This is a genomic window from Gammaproteobacteria bacterium, from assembly GCA_016765075.1.
Lineage (GTDB): Bacteria > Pseudomonadota > Gammaproteobacteria.
On sequence record JAESQP010000125.1, the window covers coordinates 1 to 23,568 of the forward strand.

The 23,568-nt window shown below is 45.2% G+C and carries 23 protein-coding genes and 1 tRNA gene; 23 read left to right on the forward strand and 1 reads right to left on the reverse strand.

The genetic code is table 11. From position 1 onward, the window contains the following. On the reverse strand, window positions 1–838 hold an 838-nt coding region (locus JKY90_07480), incomplete at its 3' end, for an FAD-binding protein (protein MBL4852102.1). Window positions 839–1,146: 308 nt separating this feature from the next. Here JKY90_07480 and rpoE point away from each other — a divergent pair. The 23 genes from rpoE to JKY90_07595 all read left to right on the forward strand — a co-directional run. Further along, complete coding sequence (gene rpoE / locus JKY90_07485; protein MBL4852103.1) at window positions 1,147–1,713, forward strand: RNA polymerase sigma factor RpoE; 567 nt, start codon at window positions 1,147–1,149, stop codon at window positions 1,711–1,713. Window positions 1,714–1,753: 40 nt separating this feature from the next. Continuing rightward, complete coding sequence (locus JKY90_07490) at window positions 1,754–2,344, forward strand: sigma-E factor negative regulatory protein (protein ID MBL4852104.1); 591 nt, start codon at window positions 1,754–1,756, stop codon at window positions 2,342–2,344. Between the two features lie 170 nt (window positions 2,345–2,514). After that, window positions 2,515–3,465, forward strand: a complete 951-nt coding sequence (locus JKY90_07495; GenBank protein ID MBL4852105.1) for a MucB/RseB C-terminal domain-containing protein — start codon at window positions 2,515–2,517, stop codon at window positions 3,463–3,465. Then, window positions 3,465–3,932 carry a SoxR reducing system RseC family protein gene (locus JKY90_07500; protein MBL4852106.1) on the forward strand — a complete coding sequence of 156 codons (468 nt, stop codon included), beginning with the start codon at window positions 3,465–3,467 and terminating at the stop codon, window positions 3,930–3,932. Before JKY90_07495 ends, JKY90_07500 begins: the two co-directional genes overlap by 1 nt. Window positions 3,933–3,964: 32 nt before the next feature. After that, entirely contained in the window at window positions 3,965–5,428 is a 1,464-nt protein-coding gene (locus JKY90_07505) for a DegQ family serine endoprotease (protein ID MBL4852107.1), read from the forward strand. Window positions 5,429–5,627: 199 nt separating this feature from the next. After that, window positions 5,628–7,421 (forward strand): elongation factor 4, encoded by a 1,794-nt coding sequence (gene lepA, locus JKY90_07510; protein ID MBL4852108.1) that lies wholly within the window; start codon window positions 5,628–5,630, stop codon window positions 7,419–7,421. After that, the gene (gene lepB / locus JKY90_07515; GenBank protein ID MBL4852109.1) at window positions 7,421–8,227 is read left to right on the forward strand and encodes a signal peptidase I; all 807 of its coding nucleotides are present in this window, start codon (window positions 7,421–7,423) and stop codon (window positions 8,225–8,227) included. Before lepA ends, lepB begins: the two co-directional genes overlap by 1 nt. A 16-nt stretch (window positions 8,228–8,243) precedes the next feature. Beyond that, complete coding sequence (locus JKY90_07520) at window positions 8,244–8,609, forward strand: DUF4845 domain-containing protein (protein MBL4852110.1); 366 nt, start codon at window positions 8,244–8,246, stop codon at window positions 8,607–8,609. 29 nt (window positions 8,610–8,638) lie between these two features. After that, on the forward strand, window positions 8,639–9,298 hold the full coding sequence (gene rnc / locus JKY90_07525; protein MBL4852111.1) for a ribonuclease III: 660 nt from the start codon (window positions 8,639–8,641) through the stop codon (window positions 9,296–9,298). 51 nt (window positions 9,299–9,349) lie between these two features. Then, window positions 9,350–10,237, forward strand: a complete 888-nt coding sequence (gene era / locus JKY90_07530) for a GTPase Era (GenBank protein MBL4852112.1) — start codon at window positions 9,350–9,352, stop codon at window positions 10,235–10,237. Window positions 10,238–10,294: 57 nt separating this feature from the next. Then, on the forward strand, window positions 10,295–11,095 hold the full coding sequence (recO, locus tag JKY90_07535; protein MBL4852113.1) for a DNA repair protein RecO: 801 nt from the start codon (window positions 10,295–10,297) through the stop codon (window positions 11,093–11,095). A gap of 4 nt (window positions 11,096–11,099) precedes the next feature. After that, window positions 11,100–11,846, forward strand: coding sequence for a pyridoxine 5'-phosphate synthase (gene pdxJ / locus JKY90_07540; protein ID MBL4852114.1), 747 nt, complete (start codon window positions 11,100–11,102; stop codon window positions 11,844–11,846). Continuing rightward, window positions 11,843–12,241, forward strand: coding sequence for a holo-ACP synthase (locus JKY90_07545; GenBank protein ID MBL4852115.1), 399 nt, complete (start codon window positions 11,843–11,845; stop codon window positions 12,239–12,241). Before pdxJ ends, JKY90_07545 begins: the two co-directional genes overlap by 4 nt. Window positions 12,242–12,278: 37 nt before the next feature. After that, window positions 12,279–12,355: transfer RNA gene (locus JKY90_07550), tRNA-Met, on the forward strand. Between the two features lie 529 nt (window positions 12,356–12,884). Further along, window positions 12,885–13,340, forward strand: coding sequence for a ribosome maturation factor RimP (gene rimP, locus JKY90_07555; protein ID MBL4852116.1), 456 nt, complete (start codon window positions 12,885–12,887; stop codon window positions 13,338–13,340). Window positions 13,341–13,387: 47 nt separating this feature from the next. Beyond that, on the forward strand, window positions 13,388–14,896 hold the full coding sequence (nusA, locus tag JKY90_07560; protein MBL4852117.1) for a transcription termination/antitermination protein NusA: 1,509 nt from the start codon (window positions 13,388–13,390) through the stop codon (window positions 14,894–14,896). Next, complete coding sequence (gene infB / locus JKY90_07565; protein MBL4852118.1) at window positions 14,893–17,391, forward strand: translation initiation factor IF-2; 2,499 nt, start codon at window positions 14,893–14,895, stop codon at window positions 17,389–17,391. The genes nusA and infB overlap by 4 nt, the downstream gene beginning before the upstream one ends. Window positions 17,392–17,406: 15 nt before the next feature. Further along, complete coding sequence (gene rbfA, locus JKY90_07570; GenBank protein MBL4852119.1) at window positions 17,407–17,808, forward strand: 30S ribosome-binding factor RbfA; 402 nt, start codon at window positions 17,407–17,409, stop codon at window positions 17,806–17,808. Window positions 17,809–17,818: 10 nt separating this feature from the next. Further along, window positions 17,819–18,745 carry a tRNA pseudouridine(55) synthase TruB gene (gene truB / locus JKY90_07575; protein MBL4852120.1) on the forward strand — a complete coding sequence of 309 codons (927 nt, stop codon included), beginning with the start codon at window positions 17,819–17,821 and terminating at the stop codon, window positions 18,743–18,745. Between the two features lie 84 nt (window positions 18,746–18,829). Beyond that, window positions 18,830–19,099, forward strand: coding sequence for a 30S ribosomal protein S15 (gene rpsO, locus JKY90_07580; protein MBL4852121.1), 270 nt, complete (start codon window positions 18,830–18,832; stop codon window positions 19,097–19,099). Window positions 19,100–19,204: 105 nt separating this feature from the next. Beyond that, entirely contained in the window at window positions 19,205–21,298 is a 2,094-nt protein-coding gene (gene pnp / locus JKY90_07585) for a polyribonucleotide nucleotidyltransferase (protein ID MBL4852122.1), read from the forward strand. A gap of 211 nt (window positions 21,299–21,509) precedes the next feature. After that, window positions 21,510–22,310 (forward strand): MotA/TolQ/ExbB proton channel family protein, encoded by an 801-nt coding sequence (locus JKY90_07590; protein MBL4852123.1) that lies wholly within the window; start codon window positions 21,510–21,512, stop codon window positions 22,308–22,310. 265 nt (window positions 22,311–22,575) lie between these two features. Next, a partial coding sequence (locus JKY90_07595; GenBank protein ID MBL4852124.1) for a hypothetical protein occupies window positions 22,576–23,568 on the forward strand: 993 nt, incomplete at its 3' end.

Below are 23,568 nucleotides of genomic sequence, written 5' to 3' on the forward strand. Positions count from 1 at the left end.
AAAAAGCCTGGCCCTCACCTGATTTCCCTGTGTCCGATTTTGTCTTGGGCAGCCTTAATTTCGCACCTTCACCACGCAGTGCTTCAGTCATTAAAAATGACTTAGCTTCGGGATGATAAAGACAGGTAGGGTGAAATTGAATAAATTCCATATTGCCAATACGACAGCCCGCACGCCAAGCCATGGCAATGCCATCGCCGGTCGAGACATCCGGGTTGCTGGTATAGAGATAGACCTTACCGGCACCGCCTGTTGCCAATATAGTAGCTTTGGCACTGAAGACATCGATTTGCTTGCTGCTTTTATTTAATACATAGGCGCCAACACAACGATTGTTTTGTTTAATGAGATCAATGGCAATATGCTCATCAAATAGATTAATATTGGTCGCATTGCGGGCTTGATCTGCTAAGGTGGTTTCGACAGCATGGCCCGTTGCATCAGCGGCATGAATAATGCGGTGATGACTATGCCCGCCTTCCTTGGTTAAATGGTATTCGTTTTTTTCACCATGTTGCGCATCATTAGCTTTGGTAAAGGCGACACCGTTATCTATTAGCCATTCAATACTGCGTTTGGCATTTTCAACGACATAGCGTACTGTCTCTTGATTGCAGAGTCCTCTGCCAGCAGATAGCGTATCGTTGATATGGGACTCGACAGAGTCATTTTTGTCGAGCACGGCCGATATGCCGCCTTGAGCATAAAGTGTTGCACTCTCGGTGAGTGAGGCCTTAGCCAACACAGCAACACGTATGTGCTTAGGCAGCCTGAGTGCTAGAGTGAGGCCGGCAGCACCAGCACCCAAAATAACGGCATCATATTGATAGGGTTTCATAGACAGGGACGCTATTTATTTGAATTGCGCACACTATATAATAACTGGCGCCGTGGTGGTTATTGTGTGTAGATAAGGAATGGCAGCGAAAGCAAGCTATGATTAGAGGCTTCCATAAACTGTGGGCAATAGTTATCGTTGAGTTAAACTATGATAGGTGCTTGTTTATACTCATCAAGGATGATTATGAGTGTGTATCGTGTTAAAGAATTTGGAGTGCGTTGTGAACTCTTATATACCCACACTGTCTAGGAGGGGAATAAGCTGGCGCAAGACCGGGTCGAGGGGATGGCCCCAAAGGGCGCTGAATGGTTGATGAAGAGTTAGTTGAGAGGGTAAAACAGGGGGACAAGAAAGCATTTGACGCCTTGGTATTAAAGTATCAGCATCGGTTGATTAAACTTATCTCTGGCTATATCCGTGATCAGTCAGAGGTGCATGACGTAGCGCAGGAATCGTTTATTAAAGCGTATCGTGCACTACCGAATTTTCGAGGTGATAGTGCGTTTTATACTTGGCTGTACCGAATAGCAATTAATACAGCAAAAAACTATCTGGTCTCGCAAAAGCGAAAACCCAGGATGATGGATATTGATGACGAGGCGCTAAGTGGGCTACATTCACGTCCTGAGTTACACGATATTGCGACACCTGAACGCTTATTACAACGTGATGAAGTTGAGAAAACGATATTTTCTGCAATCGAAGAATTACCAGAAGATTTGCGAGTAGCGGTAACGTTACGCGAATTAGAAGGTCTGAGTTATGAGGAAATTGCACAAGCAATGGAATGCCCGATCGGCACAGTTCGCTCACGAATATTCAGGGCTCGAGAGTCGATTAATAATCGGCTTGATGGTCTATTAAGGAATTAGGTTAAGAAATTAGGGGGAACGCCCCTTGGTGGTTTAGACAATGAAAAAAGAGTTAGACGAATTAATGTCGGCGATGGTTGATGGCGAACTTGATGCAAGTCATCGAAGCCGTGTCACTGATGCGTTGATAGATAATGCCCCAGCAAGACAGGCTTGGCAGCGCTACCATCTTATGCGTGACACACTTAGGAATAATTTGCCTGACGAAGTGACACCTGCATTGTTTGATCGCGTTCGCAATGCGATATCACAAGAACCCACGCACCAGATTGGCGGCCACGCCAAAATTGATAATCATGCCAGGGTCGAAAAAAAATCACTATTCGCTTTTGGCTTTCAGCCTGCATACGGTTTTGTTGCTGCCGCAGCTTTGGTTGTTGCGGTGGTCACCGTGACACAAATAGAGCGTAGTGCCACCTTTGATCTGCCAACATTGGCGCAGTTAGATGCTCAGCCGAACACTTCGCCAGAGACGAGAACACCATTTGTGGCAGCTGATGCGCTGCCAATGGTTAACCATGCGCAACTTTCCGTGTATTTAGCTAACCACACTGTTCGTTCACGTAGCTATCCCATGCATGATGGTTTGTTGCCCTATGTTCGTTCGGCTAAATTTCAGGATAGGCGCTAGATTTCTTGTTTAGTTTCACATTCTCTGCAATCGGTATAAAGGGTATTTTCATTAACCGCTTACGGCTCGTCGCCATCATCGCACTGATATCCTGTTGTATTGTTTCCCCTTTGGCGCTTGCGAATTCCTCAGTTAATTCCTCGGCGGAAATCAGAAACTGGCTCGAGCGCATGTCGGTAGCCTCAACGGCGCTGAGTTATAAAGGCCGATTTGTTTATAACCGTGATGGTAAAACATCGCTGATGGAGATTATCCATGTTGTGGGAAACAATGGTTCACGCGAGCGAATTATTAGCCTTAGTGGTGAAGACCAGGAGTTGATACGCGACCAAAACGGCAATGTCTATCTGATGAATCTCGGGTCACCTCTACTTATTGACCAAGGTGGGCGTGATATTCCTTTGGCAGTGCGTATTAATGCTAATTTGGAACGTCTATTAGAGAACTATACATTTGAGTTGGCTGAAATAGATCGTGTTGCAGGGTATAAAAGCCAGGTGATGACTATTTTGCCTTTGGATAAACATCGTTATAGTTACCGCCTTTGGATGGATGTTAAAACTGGTTTTCTGACGCGGTCTCAGTTATTGAATGAAAAGGGTGATGTTATCGAACACATCATGTTTTCTGATATTGAGTTAATGGCGGAACCAACCGAGTTATTGCTTGAGGCAGTGTTATACGAACAAGATCTGGAGGTTGCCAGTAAAAATGTCGTGGTACCCCAAGAGCAATCAGCGATGACTGATAACCAAGAAGCATTTTGGCGTATTTCTGGCTCCCCACTTGGCTTTTGGCGTACGCATAGTCAGGATCAAGTTTCGCTGGGTGGAAAAAAATCGATTGCCTATTTAATGGTCACCGATGGTTTGGCATCGGTGTCAATATATATCGAGCCATTTAAAAATTCGGGCAATGATTTAATAGGCGCGTCACGTTCTGGAGCCTTAAGTGCTTATGGTCGTGTTATTAATGAATACCATATTACGGTTGTTGGCGAAGTACCACCGCTTACTGTAAAACGTATTGGTGATGCTGTCATTCAAGCGAGAATGAGTTCGAGGGTGCCAGATAGTGCCCCCACGCCTTCGCGGGGGCAGGTTCTTGGGGTGACACATTAATGGAAGAAATCGCACGCGTAATCGAGACTGCTGACGGTATTGCCTGGATTGAAAAAGAAAGGCAGACGCAATGCGGTGGTTGTAGCTTGCGCAAAGGTTGTGGGTCAGCAGTTTTGGCTCAAGTTTTGGGTGTTCGCCGTAGTAGGGTTCAAGTCATAGACCCATTATCGGTTGGTGTTGGTGATACGGTTATTATTCAGCTCGATTCGGCAGCGTTACTGCGCGGTTCATTTATAGTGTATATGGCTCCTCTATTCGGCTTTTTCTTTGGCGCAATGCTTGGCAAATACTTTTTTGCCCTCATGTTTGTTCACTATACAGAGGCAGTGACCGCCATTTTTGCATTGCTCGGTTTGTTTTTTGGAGTGTGGTGGTTGCGTCGATTTTCACGGCATATCGCTGAGGATAGCCGCTACCAGCCTATTATTAGCAGTGTTGTTGATGCAGGTGACGTTAGCTTGTCATAGTTAACGCATTTTATTTTGAAGGTTAATATTAAATGAGCGTATTAAAAGTGAAGCAGTTTTCTGTTGTTGGGTTTCTTGTGTTGCTTATGTCAATACCGATGTTATCGAATGCAGCTGTGGGTGGCTTACCCGATTTTACTAAATTAGTTGAGCAAGCAGCCCCTGCCGTAGTCAATATAAGTACCCGGCAGAAAATCAAACGTAATTCCGAGCGTAGCAATAGCCACTTGATACCTGGTTTGCCAGAAGGTAGTCCGTTTAATGATTTTTTTAGACGTTTTCTTGATGAAGAGGGTAACGGTAATAAAGAAGAGTCACTGAAAGAATTTCGACCACGTTCACTTGGCTCTGGTTTTATTTTTGATAAAGCAGGGTTCGTGCTAACCAATCACCATGTTGTTGATGGCGCGGATGAAGTGATCGTTAGGCTGAATGACCGCCGCGAGTTTATTGCTGAAGTTATTGGTAGTGATAAACGCAGCGATATTGCGGTATTGAAGATTAATGCCGATGAAGATTTACCTGTGGTTGAAATAGGCTCCCCTGATGATCTTAAGGTTGGCGAATGGGTGCTTGCGATTGGCTCACCCTTTGGTTTTGATTATACCGTTACCGCAGGTATTGTTAGTGCTAAATCACGTAGCCTGCCGAGTGAAAACTACGTTCCATTTATTCAAACCGACGTTGCGATTAACCCCGGAAATTCTGGCGGGCCATTGTTTAATCTGAAAGGTCAGGTTGTTGGTGTTAATGCGCAGATCTTTAGCCGTACGGGTGGTTTTATGGGGCTGTCATTTTCGATTCCTATTGACCTTGCCGTTGAAGTGAGTGATCAGTTACGTGATACAGGGGTTGTAACGCGAGGTTGGTTAGGTGTTTTGATTCAAGATGTGACACGCGACCTTGCCGAGTCATTTGGTATGGAAAAACCACAAGGCGCTTTGGTGTCACGTGTGTTGCCTGATAGCCCAGCAGAAGCCGCAGGGTTTCATGTTGGCGATGTGATAGTGAAATTTGCTGGCCGCTCCTTGCCTGATTCTTCCTCTTTACCGCCAGTAGTTGGCCGTGTAAAGGTAGGTAATCAGGTTAAAGTTAATATTATTCGTGAGGGTAAACCAAAAGTATTACATGTAAGGATTGGTGAGTTACCTAGTGAAGCACAAGCTCAGCCGGCAAGTCTTAACAAGAACCCACAAAGTGGCACTAAAAATGTTGATCGTATCGGCATTGTTGTGACGAATATGACATCTACGCAACGTAAGCAAGCAGAAGTTGGCAAGCAGGGTATTATCACTAGCGAGATAAGTCGAGGCTCCGCTGCGCGCGCAGGCATTCGCAAAGGCGATATTATTCTTAAAATTGACCAAATTGATGTTAAGAGCGCCAAGCAGTTCCGTAATTTAGTCGATGCGTTGCCAGAGGGGAAATCAGTGCCGTTATTAGTTCAACGCAATGGCGGCCCGCTGTTTTTAGCGCTGAAGGTTGAAGATAGATAAGATGTGTTCGTTATGTTGTGCGGCAAAATTGAGGTAAGGCTTAGAGAAGCTCTGAATAAGTCATGACTCTTTAATTATAATAGGGTTCAGGCGCAATCTACTTCGGCCAGAACACAATCAGAGGTTCCTTAGGTTTAGATGTCGCTAAACCGTAATATCGTTTAAGATGAGCCCTTTTCAGGGCTCTTCGTTCTTTCCAATGCAGCACATCCGTAATTTTTCAATCATTGCTCATGTTGACCATGGTAAATCGACACTTGCTGACCGCTTTATTCAGATTTGTGGTGGGCTTAGTGAGCGTGAAATGAGTGCCCAAGTACTCGATTCCATGGACATTGAGCGCGAGCGCGGCATTACCATTAAGGCGCAATGTGTCTCACTCAACTACACCTCAGCCGATGGCCAAACATATTTACTTAACTTTATTGATACGCCAGGGCATGTTGATTTTTCCTATGAAGTGTCACGTTCGTTAGCTGCTTGCGACGGTGCGCTATTAGTTGTTGACGCAGCGCAAGGCGTTGAAGCGCAAACCGTGGCTAATTGTTATACCGCAGTCGATCTGGGGCTTGAAGTAATTCCAGTGCTGAATAAGGTCGATTTGCCTGCGGCTGAGCCAGCAAGGGTCATCAACGAGATAGAAGAAATTGTTGGTATTGCTGCTGATGATGCACTCAGTGTTAGCGCTAAAACTGGTGTTGGCGTTGATGCGTTACTAGAACAATTGGTGAAACGTATCCCTGCGCCAAAGGGTGACCCTGATGCGCCACTGCAAGCATTGATTATTGATTCATGGTTTGATAATTATCTTGGTGTTGTGTCTTTGGTTCGTGTTGTAAACGGCTGCTTGAAAAAACGACAACGCATCAAAGTAATGTCAACAGGGCGTAGTTACATTGCCGATAAAGTTGGTATTTATACACCTAAACCCTTGCACAAAGATGTCTTGAATGCGGGTGAAGTGGGCTTTGTTATTGCTGGCATCAAGGAAGTTGATGGTGCGCCAGTAGGGGATACCTTCACCGATAACGACCATCCCGCGACAGAGCCACTGTCTGGTTTTAAGACAGTACAGCCACAGGTCTTTGCTGGTTTATTCCCAATAAGCTCGGAAAATTATGAAGATCTGCGCGATGCCCTAGCCAAATTGCGTATTAACGATACGTCATTGTTTTATGAGCCAGAGACCTCTCAAGCATTGGGCTTTGGTTTTCGCTGCGGTTTTCTCGGCATGTTACACATGGAAATTATACAAGAACGTCTTGAGCGAGAATATAAGTTAGAACTGATTACTACCGCACCGACAGTAGTTTTTGAAGTAACGCAAACCGATGGTAAAGTTATCATGGTAGATAATCCCGCGTTACTGCCAGCAGTTAATAAAATTGATGTGTTGGCTGAGCCGATTATTTTGGCCAACATTCTTGTTCCGCAAACTTATCTTGGTGCAGTGATTACTTTGTGTGTGGGAAAGCGTGGCGTTCAAAAACGCCTGGAATATCTCGGCCATCAAGTGGCTTTAAGTTATGAAATGCCAATGAATGAAGTGGTGCTCGATTTCTTTGATCGCTTGAAATCGGTCAGTCGAGGTTATGCCTCGCTCGACTACCACTTTATACGATTTGAACCTGCTGACCTGGTTAAAATCGATATTATGATTAATGGTGAGAGAGTCGATGCTTTATCATCGATTGTGCACAGTGACCAAGCTTATTCACGTGGCAAGCAATTGACAGAAAAAATGAAAGAACTCATTCCGCGACAGATGTTTGATGTGGCGATACAAGCAGCTATTGGTAATCATATTATTGCCCGAGAATCAATTAAAGCCTTACGTAAGAATGTGACAGCAAAATGTTATGGTGGCGATATATCACGTAAGCGCAAGTTATTGCAAAAACAAAAAGAAGGTAAAAAACGTATGAAGCAAGTAGGCTCTGTTGAAATACCACAAGAAGCCTTTCTCGCTGTTTTGCAGGTAGGGAGGAAGTAATGCACTTTGATTTTGCTGCGATTATGCTGAGCGTATTACTTGTTAGTGGTGTGATATGGGGCTTCGATCTGCTGGGCGCAGGACGTAAGCGTTGGGCGCTACATAAGAAAGTGGAGAGTGAGCAGCGTGAACCCAGTGACAACGAAGCTGAGCTGCTCAAAGAGCCATTTATTATTGATTACGCACGCTCCATTTTTGGAGTTATTCTCATTGTATTTATTGTTCGTTCCTTTATTTTTGAACCATTTCGCATTCCTTCCGGATCAATGATGCCAACCTTGGTGGATGGTGACTTTATATTGGTTAATAAATTCGATTATGGCATTCGGCTCCCAGTGATTGATAAAAAGTTAATTGACTTAGGCAGTCCTGAGCGTGGTGATGTGGTTGTGTTTCGCTATCCTAAAGAGCCGAACATTGATTATATTAAACGTGTGGTGGGCTTACCAGGAGATGAAATCCATTACCAAGATAAACGACTTTATGTCAATGGTGATCCAATCAAATTGGATGAAATGGGAGTCTATCCGGGCTGGGCTGATAGCAATGAAATGAAAGGCGCACTGGTATTCAAAGAAGTTTTGGGTAGTAGAGAGCATGAGATCTTACTCGATAGTCGGCGGCGTTCGCAGCTCAATACATTTATGGTGCCGCAAGGTGAATACTTTGTCATGGGTGATAACCGTGACCACAGTAACGATAGCCGCTTTTGGGGGTTTGTGCCGGATGAAAATTTAGTTGGCCGCGCGTTTTTTATCTGGATGAATTTTTCATCCTTTAGTCGTATAGGTAATTCCATTCAATGACCATAGAGGCAATATTATGCTAACGACAAATAAGCAGAAGGGGTTTAGTTTTTTAGGTCTAATAATTCTATTGGCATTGATTGCATTTTTTGTCACCATTATTTTGCGTTTGTATCCGGTTTATTATGAATACTTCAGCGTTTCTTCAATTATGACGCGATTGGCAGATGAACCATTAGAGAACAAAAGCGCTATTGTTAAACGTCTCACCTCGACCATGCAGATCGATAATGTCAAGCGTGTAAAATTAGATGACTTTGACATTAAAAAGACAAAGACAGGTTTTACCGTTACCTTGGATTATGAAGATCGCGTCGAAATGATGGGTAACGTTGATGTCATTGCCAAGTTCAATAAAGAAATCGAAATTTCCTCTCGTTGAAATTGCCTTCTGAGTTTAATTACAAGACCCTGGAAGCATTGCTTAATTATCGCATTGTTGACCAATCGTTATTTGTTTTGGCGTTGACACATCGTAGTGCTAGCAATAAAAACAACGAGCGTTTGGAATATCTAGGTGATGCAGTGTTGGATTTAATCGTAGCCGATGATTTGTATTTGCGTTTTCCACAAGCCGATGAGGGCGAGCTTAGTCGTATGCGTGCTGCTTTGGTGAAAGGCGACACCTTAGCTAAATTGGCACGTGAGATTGATATTGCCGAGCATCTCATACTGGGTTCAGGCGAGATGAAAAGTGGCGGTCATCGTCGTTCCTCCATTCTTGCTGGAACAATTGAGGCGTTGATTGGGGCCATTTATCTCGATAGTGGCTTTGCTGCTAGTCAAGAATTTATTCGGCACTTGTATCGGCGCGAGTATGAAACATTTAGTCTTGATGACGCATTAAAAGATGCTAAAACACGCTTGCAAGAATATGCGCAATCACGTGGTTTCTCATTACCTAACTATACTGTTACTAACATTATTGGTGAAGGACATGAACAACTCTTTAATGTTGAATGTGTAATGGATGCCCTGCTGGAGGGCGCCGTTAACGGTGAAGGTCGTTCTCGACGAAAGGCTGAGCAGGCTGCTGCTGCGGCAATGTTAGCTCGTTTAAAGGTTGATTAAACCCATTAGTATTAACGCTAAAACTTAGTATGCTCACATGATATTTTACTTATGATATTTCGTTGCGGCTATGTTGCCATTGTCGGCCGACCTAATGTCGGTAAGTCGACCTTGCTTAATCGTGCGATGGGTCAAAAATTGAGCATTACCTCACGTAAACCACAAACGACCCGGCATTCGATATTGGGCGTTAAGACAAGCGATCAAGCACAAATTTTATATATCGATACGCCAGGCTTGCACGTTAATGCATCGAAGGCGATGAACCGCTATATGAATCGAACCGCATTGAATACGCTCAATGATGTTGACGTGATCGCCTGGTTGGTGAATCCTGGTATTTGGACGGAAGATGAACAGCTAATACTAAAAAGTATAAGCTCGATCAAGACACCGGTTGTGTTAGTGATTAATAAAATTGATGCGATGGCGGATAAAAATCAGTTATTACCTGAGATTGAAAGATTATCTAACAAACGTGAATTCAGTGATGTTGTGCCATTGTCAGCAAAAAAAGATATCAATATCGAGGCATTTGAAAAAGCCATCATACAATATTTACCTGAAAACGAAGCACTGTTTCCAGAAGATCAGCTCACCGATCGTAGCGCTCGTTTTCTCGCCGCAGAAATCGTTAGAGAAAAGCTGATGCGTCGTATTGGTGAAGAGGTTCCCTATGCGATGACCGTAGAGATTGAGCAGTTTGGCGAAGAGAATGGCATTACGCATATTCATGCCTTGATATGGGTCGAACGAGAAGGGCAAAAAGCCATTGTGGTCGGTAAGGGTGGCTGTGTTCTTAAAGAAATTGGACGTTCGGCGCGGCAAGATATGGAAGCGTTATTTGGTTGTAAGGTTTTTTTAAAGCTATGGGTAAAGGTGAAGAGTGGTTGGAGTGACAACTTACGTGCCTTACAAAGCCTCGGCTATAAAGACTGAGTTTGAGAACCGCCACAATCTACTTTGTCCAGAATAAATCAGCGACTCCCTTACAACATGTCTAACAGAAATAATACGGTTTCAACGATTGCCGCCTTTGTTTTACATTCGCGACCTTATCGTGACACCAGCGCTATTGTTGAGCTTTTTACCGAAACACACGGTCGGGTCACGGTTGTTGCGCGTGGCGTCAAAGCGGCGAAATGTCGCTACCGTGGTATTTTACAACCGTTCCAGCCTTTACTCGTATCGTGGGTCGGTCGCGGTGAAATGTTTACTTTGTCTTCTGCGGAAGAAAAAAGCCTACCATTTACTATGGTTGGTCAACGATTAATTATTGGCTTATACATTAATGAATTGCTCATGCGAGCGATGGGGCGCGGAGATAGCCATGTTGCTTTGTATCATTGCTATGACAAACTGCTTGGCCATATTGCTAGCCAAAAAACACATATTATTAGTGGCAAAGAAGAACAGGTTTTACGCTTATTTGAAATGGATCTTCTGGCGGAGTTAGGCTATGGATTGATGCTTGATCATGAGTCTGAGACGGGCGCAATGATTAGCACCGAACATCAATATTATTATCACCCCTCACGCGGCCCTGTTCGCATTGATGATAATTCAGTCGCTCTGTCCAGTGTTGAGGTCGAAATTAGTGGTGCGGCTTTGTTGGCATTGCGGCAGCGCGAGTTAAGTACCCCTAGCGAACTGCGTTATGCTAAACGCTTATTAAGAAAGGCTTTGGCGTATCACCTGGGCGACAAACCCTTGCGCAGTCGCCGCTTATTTCAGCATTATCGTAATACGACGAAATTGGCTAAATTGCCACAGCATGAGGTCAATAATGGCAACTAAGGCAATGGCAACTAAAGTAGCTCCCCTTTTACTTGGTATTAACATCGACCATATTGCGACGATACGCCAGGCAAGGCAGGGGAGTTATCCCGACCCTGTACAAGCAGCCATTGAAGCAGAAGAAGCTGGTGCCGACGGTATTACTCTACATTTGCGCGAAGACCGCCGGCACATTCAAGACCGTGATGTGCGCTTGCTCAAAGAGATTTTGCAGACACGCATGAATCTTGAAATGGCAGTTACCGATGAGATGATCGCCATTGCTAGCCAAGTAAAACCGCAGCATTGTTGTCTCGTACCAGAGCGCCGAGAAGAATTAACGACAGAGGGCGGGCTGGATGTGTTGTCGCATATTGGTCGTGTACGTGATGCCTGTGCTGCGTTGGCAGCTGTTGATATTGAGGTGTCGTTATTTATTGACCCCGATAAAGCACAGATAGACGCCGCGCTAGCAGCGGCTGCGCCAGTGATTGAAATTCATACCGGTCACTATGCTGAGGCAAAAACGCCTGCAGAACGTAAGCATGAATTGGCTCGTATCGCTGATGCTGTGAAACACGGCTTACAAGCCGGCTTGATTGTCAATGCGGGACACGGGCTTGATTATCAGAATGTTAAACCCGTTGCAGCTCTGGCCGGTATTAATGAATTGAATATTGGACATTCAATTGTTGCCCGAGCTTTGTTTGCCGGACTTAAGCCAGCTGTACGTGAGATGCGCAGCTTGATGCTTGAGGCGCGAGGCCGATGATTATCGGAGTGGGTACAGATATCGTTGATATTCAGCGAATAGAAAAGGCCATTACCCGCTTTGGTGCTCGCTTTGCTCGTAAGCTGTTGAGCGAGGCTGAGTTCCGCGAATATCAGTCTGTGTCTCATCCGCCTGCATTTTTAGCTAAACGCTTTGCAGCAAAAGAAGCGACAGTAAAGGCTATGGGTATCGGTTTTCGTCACGGTGTTCGACCGTCCCATATCTCCGTCAAGCATGATGAGCTAGGCCGGCCAACGGTAGAGTTGCTTGGTCAGGCAGGCGTGATCGCTGCGGATAAGGGTATTGCGCACGTCTATATCAGTGTTGCTGATGAACGACATTACGCGGTTGCTTTTGTTACGGCGACGAGCAAAGAATCGGCAATAATTGCTTGAATAGTGATGGTTCTCCCTCTATACTTCGCGGCTTCGTTGCGGGGTGGAGCAGTTTGGTAGCTCGTCGGGCTCATAACCCGAAGGTCGTAGGTTCAAATCCTACCCCCGCTACCAACAACGATTATGCGGGCACACCCCTTCGGGTCATGAGCCCGACAAAGTTGTCGGACTCAGTTTTCATAGAAACGGGCGAATGTCGTAGGTTCAAACCTTACTCCCGCTACCAACAACGAATTAAGCTTTCTCGCCCACTAACCCCCTTTTTTCTAAACAACTGACGTTTTTTATTTCCTCTCAATCGGCATGTCTAGACAAATAATAAGGTGAACACGCTTTCAATTCATCTTAAGCTATTGTATTTTTTCCCAAATTTCCTATAATGTGCGAGTTTCCAAAAGTAGTTTTGTTTGTGGGCCTTTAGGCCTATTTTTCGTTTAAGGAGCCTCTGATCAATTCTGGGACAACGAGATTGCCGACTAAAATATTCCAGATCGAGGCGCGAATCGCAGCTAATAGCGGGGCTATTAGCAAGGTTCGCGCCCTGCAGGAAGTGCCCTTGGGGTATAACGAAGAGCGGGGATACTTCAGTCGCAAGATCGTGTTCCATGAATTGATCAGAGGCTCTTTGAGAGGTTGATGGCAGATGCGTAGCGCTCCACCACGAGTATGCGAGTGTATTGAGCCTGTAGTAACGGGGCTTGGTTACGAGTTTGTTGGGGCTGAGTATGTGTCTGAGTCAGGTCAGCGTGTGCTACGAGTTTATATTGATACTGCAAACGGAATAAATGTTGATGATTGTGCCAAGGTCAGCCATCAGGTTAGTGGTGTTTTGGATGTTGAAGACCCAATTCGTGAAGTGTATACGCTGGAAGTGTCATCGCCAGGTATGAACCGACCATTGTTTGCGCCGTCACAGTTTGAGTGTTTTGTTGGCAAAGTCATACGTTTAAAGCTTAGTGTTGCTGTGCTTGGGCGTAAGAACTTTACGGGTGAGTTGGCAGAGACTAGTGAAACGGGCGTTGTCGTTAATGTTGACGGGGAAGCCTATGACATCGATTGGTCGATGATTAATGAGGCACGTTTGGTGGCCCAGCTTTAAATAGCTGCAATGCTATGATTTAAATTACGTTAATAGGTTCTAAGGTGATAAACAAAGAGATTTTGCTGGTTGTCGATTCCGTCTCTAATGAGCGGGGGGTTAGTAAGGAGGTCATTTTTGAGGCCATCGAGTTAGCTTTAGCGGCTGCGACAAAAAAACGCAATCGTCTGGATATCGATGTACGTGTTGCTATTGATCGTGAAACAGGTGATTACGAGACTTTTCGCCGTTGGTTAGCGATCGATGATGAGCAAGCTGAGCTTGAATTGCCGGAGCGGCAGATTCGCCTGGCTGATGCGCGCAAACAAGATCCTTCTGTTGACGTTGATGGCTATATTGAAGAGCCAATGGACTCCGTTGAGTTTGGCCGTATTGCGGCGCAAGCTGCTAAGCAAGTTATTGTGCAAAAAGTACGCGAAGCAGAGCGTGCCCAAGTGCTTGAGGCATATAAAGATCGTGTCGGTGAACTGCTTACTGGTGTTGTCAAACGTCTTGATCGTGGCAATGTTATTGTCGATTTAGGGGGTAATGCCGAAGCGGTAATTTTGCGAGAAGACCTCATTCCACGTGAAGCCGTTCGTACGGGTGACCGTATTCGCGGTTATTTAAAAGATGTTCGGGCTGAAGTGCGCGGGCCACAATTATTTATGAGTCGCGTTGCGCCAGAAATGCTGATTGAATTATTTAAGCTTGAAGTACCCGAAGTTGGTGAAGAGCTGATAGAAATCATTGGTGCAGCACGCGACCCAGGTTCGCGTGCCAAAATTGCTGTACGTTCACACGATTCGCGAATTGATCCAATTGGTGCGTGTGTCGGTATGCGTGGATCACGTGTACAAGCCGTGTCCAATGAGCTGGCAGGTGAGCGCGTTGATATTATTTTATTTGATGAAAGTCCTGCGCAGTTTATTATCAATGCGATGGCGCCAGCAGAGGTTACCTCTATTATCGTTGACGAAGATGCAAATAGTGTTGATATTGCGGTAAGTGAAGTCAACCTATCCCAAGCTATTGGTCGCGGCGGTCAAAATGTTCGGTTAGCGAGCCAATTGACGGGCTGGGAACTTAACGTCATGAATGAGACTGACGCTCAACTTAAAGGTGAGGCCGAGGCTGAGGTGACGCAAGCAATGTTTGCCGAGCAACTAAATGTTGATGAAGATGTGGCTATGATTCTGGTGCAAGAAGGTTTCACTACATTGGATGAGATTGCTTATGTGCCTGAGTCTGAGATGGCAGCAATCGAAGAGTTTGACGAAGATACAGTAACAGAACTGCGCCGACGTTCACGTGACATATTGATTACTAAAGCCATTGCTGACGAAGAAATTTTTTCTTCCACGAAACCCGCACAAGACTTACTTGATCTTGATGGCATGGATAAACGTTTGGCACACATTCTTGCCGGGCGTGGTGTCGTCACACAAGAAGATTTGGCAGAACAGTCTGTTGATGAATTAACAGATATCAATGACCTTGATGCGGAGCGTGCTGCTGCACTGATTATGACTGCGCGTGCGCCGTGGTTTGCTGAGGAGGAAACACAGCAGCCATGACTGATGTAACTGTAAAAGAATTTGCTGATGTTGTTGGGATTCCCATCGATCGCTTGTTATTGCAATTAAGTAGTGCCGGTATAAAGACTGAAAAAGCGGATGACAAAATCACTGACAAAGAAAAAACAGCTTTATTGACTTATTTGCGTGGTTTACATGGTGCCAAGAGTCAAGCTGAAGCTGGCCCTAGTCGTATTACATTGAAACGTAAAGCTGTCAGTGAAATTCGCCAGCCTGTTGTCTCGCCTCGCACCTCTGCGGGTGGCCGTGCTACACAAAATCGTAGTAGAACGATTAATGTAGAAGTACGTAAAAAACGTACTTATGTTAAACGTGAGGAAGTGTTGGCAGAAGAGGAAGAGCGCCTTAAGTCTTTAAAAGAAGAGCGTCAACGTGAGCTTGAAAAAACTGCGCCACCACCACCGCCACCGATTGTAGAGAAAGAGCCTGAAGTGGCGCCGAAGTCAGAAACCAAAGAGCTTGTTGTGGAAGCTCCTGCTGCCAAGCAACCAGAGCCTGTCATGCCTGTGGCGGCGCCCGCAGCGACAGATAAAAAAGAGCGTAAAGACAAAAAACGCAGCAATAAACCTTCTGGTCGTGCTGGCAAACGTGGCGAAAAAGAACTGCATATCGCTTCAAATAAAACAGCGCGTAAGCGTAAACCGATACGTAAAGCACGCCGTAGTGGTGCTATCTCTACGGGCGATACACAGCACGGTTTTGCTATGCCAACGGCTCCTATCACGCGTGAAGTCACTATTCCTGCAACCATTACCGTATCTGATTTGGCTCAAGGTATGGCGGTTAAGGCTGCTGAAGTTATTAAGTATTTGATGAGCATGGGTACGATGGCCACCATTAACCAGGTGTTGGATCAAGAAACAGCAGCAGTCGTTGTTGAGGATATGGGGCATACCCCTAAAATGCTCAACGAGACTAAGCATGAAGAGTCTGTGCTGGCTGTTGAAGACAATGGCGTTGAGAAAAAACCACGCGCACCCGTGGTTACCATTATGGGTCATGTTGATCATGGTAAGACCTCATTACTTGATTATATTCGTTGCAGCAAAGTCGCTGCGGGTGAAGCAGGTGGAATTACCCAGCACATTGGTGCTTACCGTGTAAAGACGGATAAAGGCATGGTTGCCTTTCTTGATACACCAGGACATGCGGCGTTTACTGCCATGCGTGCCCGTGGTGCGCAAGCGACTGATATTGTTATTTTGGTTGTCGCTGCTGATGATGGCGTGATGCCACAGACGATTGAAGCGATCCAGCATTCTAAAGCAGCTGATGTTCCAATGATTGTTGCCATTAATAAAATGGATAAAGCTGACGCTGACCCAGATCGTGTTAAACAAGAATTAGGCGCCCACGAAGTTATTCCTGAGGACTGGGGTGGCGATGTAATGTTCGTTAATGTTTCGGCTAAAACGGGTGATGGTGTTGATGCTTTACTTGATGCAATCCTGTTGCAGGCGGAATTAATGGAGCTTACCGCGGCAGTAGATCAACGCGCTAGCGGTGTCGTTATTGAGTCAGCATTGGACCGTGGCCGTGGTCCCGTTGCTACCATCTTAGTGCAAAGTGGCACTTTAAAGAAATGCGATATTCTGCTTTGTGGTAACGAGCACGGTTCTGTTCGTGTCATGTATGACGAGGAGGGGCGAGAAGTTAATTTTGCTGGCCCTTCTACCCCTGTTGCTGTGCTGGGTTTATCAGGTACACCCAATGCCGGTGATGATGCAATATCCGTTGCAGAAGAACGTGTTGCACGTGATATTGCCGAATCACGGCAGATTAAAAGCCGCGACCTTAAATTGGCCAAACAACATGCTGCACGTTTGGATGATGTGTTTAATAGCATGGGCAAGGAAGAAGTTGGTATTCTCAATCTCTTATTTAAAGCTGATGTGCAGGGTTCGGTTGAGGCACTGAAAGATTCTTTGAACAAACTTTCAACTGACGAAGTGCAAGTTAAGATTATTGCCAGTGGCGTTGGTGGCATTAATGAATCTGATATTAATTTGGCTTTAGCTTCTGAAGCCGTTGTCATTGGTTTTAACGTGCGTGCCGATGCGACAGCGCGACGTTTATGCCAGGAAGCATCAATGGAGTTGAAATATTACAGTGTCATTTATGAGGTCATTGATGATGTTAAGGCCGCCTTATCTGGCATGCTTTCACCAGAAATACGTGAAGAAATCATTGGTTTAGCGCAGGTACGTGATGTGTTTAAGTCACCGAAATTTGGCGCCATCGCCGGTTGTATGGTGATTGAAGGTAATGTTAAACGTAGCAGCCCCATTCGCGTGCTGCGTGACAATGTTGTCATCTATGAAGGTGAGCTTGAGTCACTGCGCCGTTTTAAAGATGATGCTAACGAAGTAAAAAATGGCATGGAATGTGGTATTGGTGTTAAAAACTACAGCGATGTTAAAGTGGGCGATCAAATTGAAGTCTTTGAGCGTATCTCAGTACAGCGTACGCTTTAATCATTTAGATATTTAGTGAAAGATTTTAATCGTAGCGATCGCGTCGCAGAACAGTTGAAGCGTGAGTTAGCAAACCTGATTCGCAATGAGAGCCGCGACCCGCGTTTTACTTCTTTTACTATTACTGCAGTACATGTGACACGTGACTTGTCACAGGGCAAGATTTATCTGACTAGCGTTAATGGTGAAGACGAAAGTGCTGATGCAGTCAAAGCTATTAATAAAGCAGCCAACTACTTTAAACATGAATTAAAGTCACGGCTATTATTACGTGTTATTCCCCAGCTGCATTTTGTTTATGACGAATCCATAGAGCGAGCATCACATATCACCACCTTGATTGAAAAAACGGTGGCTGATGATGTGGCGAAGGCTCAACCTGAGTATGGGTCTAAATCAAACAACGATCCAGAGTAGCTCTCGCTCTATGGCTAAACCATTACGTCGTGCCATCCATGGCATTTTATTACTGGATAAGCCAAAAGGCATCACTTCTAATGCTGCACTGCAAAAAGCCAAGCGCTTATTTAATGCGCGTAAGGCAGGTCATACGGGCAGTCTCGACCCAATGGCGACAGGCATGTTACCGCTTTGTTTCGGTGAGGCGACCAAGGTTTGCCAATATTTGATTGATTGCGACAAGCGTTATCGCGCATCGATGCGTTTAGGTATTACCACCAATACGGGTGATGCTGAAGGTGATGTGTTGAGCGAAACAGCGGTCGAAGGAATCGATCAGGCGCGAATTGAAGAAGTGCTGGCTGATTTTAGAGGCGATATTGAACAGATCCCGCCCATGTTTTCAGCTTTAAAGCACCAAGGGAAACGATTATACAAGCTAGCAGCAAAGGGCATCGAAGTTGAAAGGGCACCTAGATCTGTAACAATTCATCAACTCGATTTTTGCGGTTATCACGACAATATTATCGACATTGATGTCCATTGCTCAAAAGGCACCTATATCCGTACCTTGGCTGAAGATATCGGCCAGCAATTGGGGTGTGGTGCGCACTTGGTTACGCTACGTCGTTATGCTGTGGGAAATTACACCGGTAAAACGCTTACTACGTTTGCTGAACTAGAAGCGCTGCAGCAAGAGGATAACTATGCTCAGCTCGATAGCCAATTATTGCCATTAGACAGTGGGTTAAGCTATCTGCCGCGCCTAGATTTAAGTGACTGTGACGTACAAAAGCTGCGTAATGGCCTGCGCCTTGAGCTTGAAGGTAACAAAGATAGGTGCAGCGGTGAATTGATGCGTTTATATAGCCCTGGCGAAGGTTTTTTTGGTCTTGGCGAGAAACGACCCGATGGTCAGCTGGCATCACGACGTATTTTCCATTTTTCCGTTTAAAATCCTTGTTTTACACGCGCCTGGCGGGTAAAATGGCGCCGCAAAAGAATCGTTCTATTATATTTTTGGAGTGTATTGGCTACTATGTCATTGAGTGCTGCTGTAAAAGCTGAAGTTATCAAAGATTATCAACGTGAAGCAAGTGATACTGGTTCGCCAGAAGTCCAAGTTGCTTTATTATCAACGCGTATAAAACAATTGACTGATCATTTTAAAGCTCACGTACATGATCATCATTCACGTCGTGGCTTGTTAAAAATGGTGAGTCAGCGTCGCAAGTTATTGGACTACCTTAAGATGGAAGACATCACTCGCTATCGCGATTTGATTAAGCGTCTCGGTTTGCGCAAATAGCGCGACGGTACTGTTAGTTTATAAACCCAATATTGACCACCATCTTATCCATGGTGGTCTTTTCGTTTCCAAGTCTGCATAGCAACTATCTCGCGGGAAATAACTGTGAATCCAATACGCAAAGAAATTCAATTCGGTCAGCATAAACTCGTTTTAGAAACAGGTGAGATGGCACGCCAAAGTTCGGCAGCCGTTATGGTCAGCCTTGACGACACCCAAGTATTTGTTACGGCAGTAGGTCGTAAAGAAGCTGATCCTGGTCGCGACTTCTTCCCGCTCACCATTAATTATCAAGAACGCACCTATGCAGCAGGCAAGATTCCGGGCGGTTTTTTTAAACGTGAAGGTCGCCCCAGCGAAAAAGAAACACTGACATCACGCCTTATCGATCGTCCTTTACGTCCTTTGTTTCCAAAAGGTTTTACCAACGAAGTGCAAGTGATTGCCACCGTTGTTTCAATCGATAAAGAAGTCGATCCTGACATCGCCGCTATTATCGGTGCTTCAGCCGCGTTGGCACTATCAGGTATGCCTTTCGCTGGCCCGGTTGGTGCAGCGCGTGTGGGCTATAAAGACGGTGAATATTTATTAAACCCAACGGCTACTCAGCTTGCCGGTTCTCAGCTTGACCTGGTGGTTGCTGGCACCGACGAAGCCGTATTAATGGTGGAATCAGAAGCTGATGTGTTATCAGAAGAAGTCATGTTAGGCGCTGTCTTGTTCGGTCACGAACAGCAACAAGTCGTGATTAGCATGATTAAAGAATTCGTCGCCGAAGTCGGTAACACTGCTTGGGATTGGCAAGCACCGCCATCGGGTGATGACGTGCACACGGCGGTTGCCGCTGTCTGTGCAAGTCAAGTCGAAGCGGCTTATGCGATTAGCGAAAAAGCTGTTCGTCAAGAGCGTATTGGCGAAATTCGTAGGGAAATGGTTGCGCATTTTGACGCTGACGATATCAATGATTGGCTTGCTGATGACGTGAAAGGCGCGATCAGCAAAATCGAAAAATCTTACGTACGTGACAAAATCTTGAGTGGCGCACCACGTATCGATGGTCGTGATACCACATCCGTGAGACCCATTGCTGTACGTGTTGGTGTTTTAAAACGTACCCATGGTTCTGCTTTATTCACCCGTGGTGAAACACAGTCATTGGTCGTCACAACACTGGGTACTGGTCGTGACGCGCAGATGATTGATGCCATTGAAGGTGAACGTAAAGACCCCTTTATGTTTCACTACAACTTCCCTCCCTATTGTGTCGGTGAAACTGGCTTTGTCGGCTCACCAAAACGTCGTGAGATTGGTCATGGCCGTCTCGCCAAGCGTGGTGTGGCTGCTGTTATGCCAAATATGGATGAATATCCGTATGTTGTTCGTATCGTCTCTGAAATTACTGAATCAAACGGCTCTAGCTCCATGGCCTCGGTTTGCGGTGCCAGCTTATCAATGATGGATGCCGGTGTGCCGTTAAAAGCACCCGTTGCAGGTATCGCGATGGGATTGATTAAGGAAGGTGAGCGCTTCTCAGTATTGTCTGACATCCTGGGTGACGAAGACCACCTCGGTGATATGGACTTTAAAGTTGCCGGTACCGAGCAAGGCATTACCGCACTGCAAATGGATATTAAAATTCAAGGTATTACCCGCGAGATCATGGAGACTGCGCTGAGCCAGGCACGGGAAGGGCGTTTATTCATCCTCGGCGAAATGGCCAAAGTTATTGATACCTCGCGTGAAGAACTGTCACAGTACGCACCACGTATTCTGACCATGAAAGTGCATCCTGACAAAATTCGCGACATTATCGGTAAAGGTGGTGTCACCATTCGTTCTATCACTGAAGACACCGGCGCAACCATTGATATCGATGATGACGGCGTTGTTCGTATTGCTTCACCCGACGGTGATGCCGCTGCCGCTGCCAAACGTCGTGTTGAAGAAATTACGGCTGACGTTGAAGTGGGGCATATTTATGAAGGGCGTGTTGCTAAGATCATGGACTTTGGTGCATTTGTTACCGTGCTACCGGGTAAGGATGGCTTGGTACATATTTCCCAAATTTCACAAGAGCGTGTTGAAAATGTCAGTGATAAGCTCTCAGAAGGCGAAGTGATTAAAGTCAAAGTGCTAGAGATCGACAAGCAAGGACGTATTCGCCTTAGCATGAAAGCGATTGAAGAAGACGAAGTGTAGCTTAAACTCCGTACAGCGGTTTTTTAGCATGAGAATGCGGCAATGGCTAGGCAAGCCATTGCCGCATTTTTACATTATTGGATTTGTATCTAGTAACAACCACCTTTATTAAACAATGACTTAGAGATATTTAAGCACGTACCCCGTATTGCGGAATATTAATTGCTCTAGTCCGGTATCAGTTGTTTGTTAACCGGAAAAAGGGCGAAGTATGAAGCGATATTCCACCACTGTTAGCGCCGTTGGCGCACTCTGTTTGCTGGCTGCCCTGTTCTGGGTATTACCTGAAGAAGTCAGCTTATACCTCAATATACCGGGTTTATTGCTTGTGCTCGGCGGCACCATTGGCGCGACCTGCGTTAGCCGTCGTCGAAAACACGTCTTCGGCGTGATACGTCGCTTACCCATATTGTTTAAACGACGTCATTTTGATACTACAGCACAAGTCGATCGATTTTTAGCTGTGGCAGAAAGCTATCGCCATAGCCGTATTCGCTTAACCGAAAGTTTGGCAGCGCGAATTGGTGACCCATTCGCAGTAAGTGCGGTAGGCTTGGTCGTTGATCGTGTTGAGCCAGAAGAAATCAATAAAATTTTACACTGGCGTGCCAGCGCAGTTGCCTCGACAGAGCAAGCAAAAATACAAGTGGTTAAGACCATGGCAAGCTTTGCACCCGCTTTAGGCATGCTTGGTACTTTGCTGGCCTTAGTTCATATGCTCTACGGTCTCGACAGTGCCGATATTAATCAAATTGGTCGTTCTATGGCCTTTGCAATGACCACGACCTTATATGGCATCGTCATTGCTAACCTAATATGTAGACCATTGGCCATGAAAATGGAGCAAGCACAACAACAAAAGCTAATACTATTAAATATGTGGATAGAGGGCATCAACGGCATGATCGCGCGACGTCATCCAGTCATGATTAAAGAATCTATGGACGCATTCATTATGCAAAACGAACAATTTGAAACCGATGTACCACATCTTGCCGTTCCTGCTCATTAATCTAAGTAAACGTTAACTTACATAATGAGACCTTTGCACGAGGCAAGTGGCAAAAGAAAAATGAGGGAAAATCGTCCTGATTGAGGCGGAAAACGCCACCAATACGTCCGCCTTGGCAAGTTTTTCACCAACAGTAGGCGCTTTAGGCGACGAAAATCAGGGTGATTTTAACCATTTTTACTTGTCAATTACCTCGTGTAAAGGTCTCAATAACCAGTAATTATCAGGCCAACTTATGCCCACTTACTTTCAACAAAACAACCCTATGACTCACACCATTGATATGTTTGATGGTGTTAATAATGGAATAGGTGGTAGCAATTCAGGTTCAAGTGATACGGATTCGTGGTTTGTTAGCTATGCTGATATTTTATTACTGCTATTAACCTTCTTTGTCTTATTATTTGCCTTCTCACGTGTGGATGGTGCCAGCAACAATGAGCAAATCGTTAGTGATCTTGATAAAGTCATGGCCACACCAATAGAAAAAACTGAGTCAGTAGAAATCTTGGTCACTGATGTGTCGACAAAAGACTTAACGTTAAACGTAAGACAACAGCCATTGGTCGCAACAACTGCCGAGATGTCATCCGAGATATCACATGTCACCGCCATTATTGGCGAAGGCAGTGTCACTATCGTGCATGAACTCATTGCACAGGTTGATGATGTGACTAGTCACGATGGTATTAAGATTGATGCACTATTTGACGAAACTTCACAATCGATAGGTGCTGAAGTACAAACCTCTCATGTAAAAACCGCAGTCGCAGTACCTCAAGAGCACGAGACCATCATCGCAGTTGATGAGTCATCAGATAATAGTATTGAACAAGTGTCCGGGGTCGTTACGGATATAGCCATGTACGACGTAGTACAAGAAAATGGGTTGATAATCAATCAATCGCCAACCAGTAAGTTAATAGGTGCGATACCCATAAATGCCACACATAGAGAAAGCCCAAATATTTTGGTAAAAGCCAACCTGGTTGCACTTACTGTCGATGAGCAATTGGCTAAACTTAGTGCTGGCTTAACCTCAAGTGAAGTTGAAATTTCAAATGGTTATCAATCGATTAATATCGAATTGAATAATAAAATACTGTTTCCACTTGGCGAGGCTCAGCTATTAGAAGAGGGTCAAGTATTCCTTAATGAGATTGTTACTATCATGGCAAGCAATGAATACTTTGCTTCAGTTGAAGGACACACTGACAATACCCCGATTGCAACGCCAAAGTTTCCGTCTAACTGGGAA

Bases quoted from the DNA above. Each gene is read 5' to 3' on its own strand.
- rpoE (MBL4852103.1), top strand. From the start codon at position 1,147: ATGGTTGATGAAGAGTTAGTTGAGAGGGTAAAACAGGGGGACAAGAAA.
- JKY90_07490 (MBL4852104.1), top strand. From the start codon at position 1,754: ATGAAAAAAGAGTTAGACGAATTAATGTCGGCGATGGTTGATGGCGAA.
- JKY90_07495 (MBL4852105.1), top strand. From the start codon at position 2,515: ATGTCGGTAGCCTCAACGGCGCTGAGTTATAAAGGCCGATTTGTTTAT.
- JKY90_07500 (MBL4852106.1), top strand. From the start codon at position 3,465: ATGGAAGAAATCGCACGCGTAATCGAGACTGCTGACGGTATTGCCTGG.
- JKY90_07505 (MBL4852107.1), top strand. From the start codon at position 3,965: ATGAGCGTATTAAAAGTGAAGCAGTTTTCTGTTGTTGGGTTTCTTGTG.
- lepA (MBL4852108.1), top strand. From the start codon at position 5,628: ATGCAGCACATCCGTAATTTTTCAATCATTGCTCATGTTGACCATGGT.
- lepB (MBL4852109.1), top strand. From the start codon at position 7,421: ATGCACTTTGATTTTGCTGCGATTATGCTGAGCGTATTACTTGTTAGT.
- JKY90_07520 (MBL4852110.1), top strand. From the start codon at position 8,244: ATGCTAACGACAAATAAGCAGAAGGGGTTTAGTTTTTTAGGTCTAATA.
- era (MBL4852112.1), top strand. From the start codon at position 9,350: ATGATATTTCGTTGCGGCTATGTTGCCATTGTCGGCCGACCTAATGTC.
- recO (MBL4852113.1), top strand. From the start codon at position 10,295: ATGTCTAACAGAAATAATACGGTTTCAACGATTGCCGCCTTTGTTTTA.
- pdxJ (MBL4852114.1), top strand. From the start codon at position 11,100: ATGGCAACTAAAGTAGCTCCCCTTTTACTTGGTATTAACATCGACCAT.
- JKY90_07545 (MBL4852115.1), top strand. From the start codon at position 11,843: ATGATTATCGGAGTGGGTACAGATATCGTTGATATTCAGCGAATAGAA.
- rimP (MBL4852116.1), top strand. From the start codon at position 12,885: ATGCGTAGCGCTCCACCACGAGTATGCGAGTGTATTGAGCCTGTAGTA.
- infB (MBL4852118.1), top strand. From the start codon at position 14,893: ATGACTGATGTAACTGTAAAAGAATTTGCTGATGTTGTTGGGATTCCC.
- truB (MBL4852120.1), top strand. From the start codon at position 17,819: ATGGCTAAACCATTACGTCGTGCCATCCATGGCATTTTATTACTGGAT.
- rpsO (MBL4852121.1), top strand. From the start codon at position 18,830: ATGTCATTGAGTGCTGCTGTAAAAGCTGAAGTTATCAAAGATTATCAA.
- JKY90_07590 (MBL4852123.1), top strand. From the start codon at position 21,510: ATGAAGCGATATTCCACCACTGTTAGCGCCGTTGGCGCACTCTGTTTG.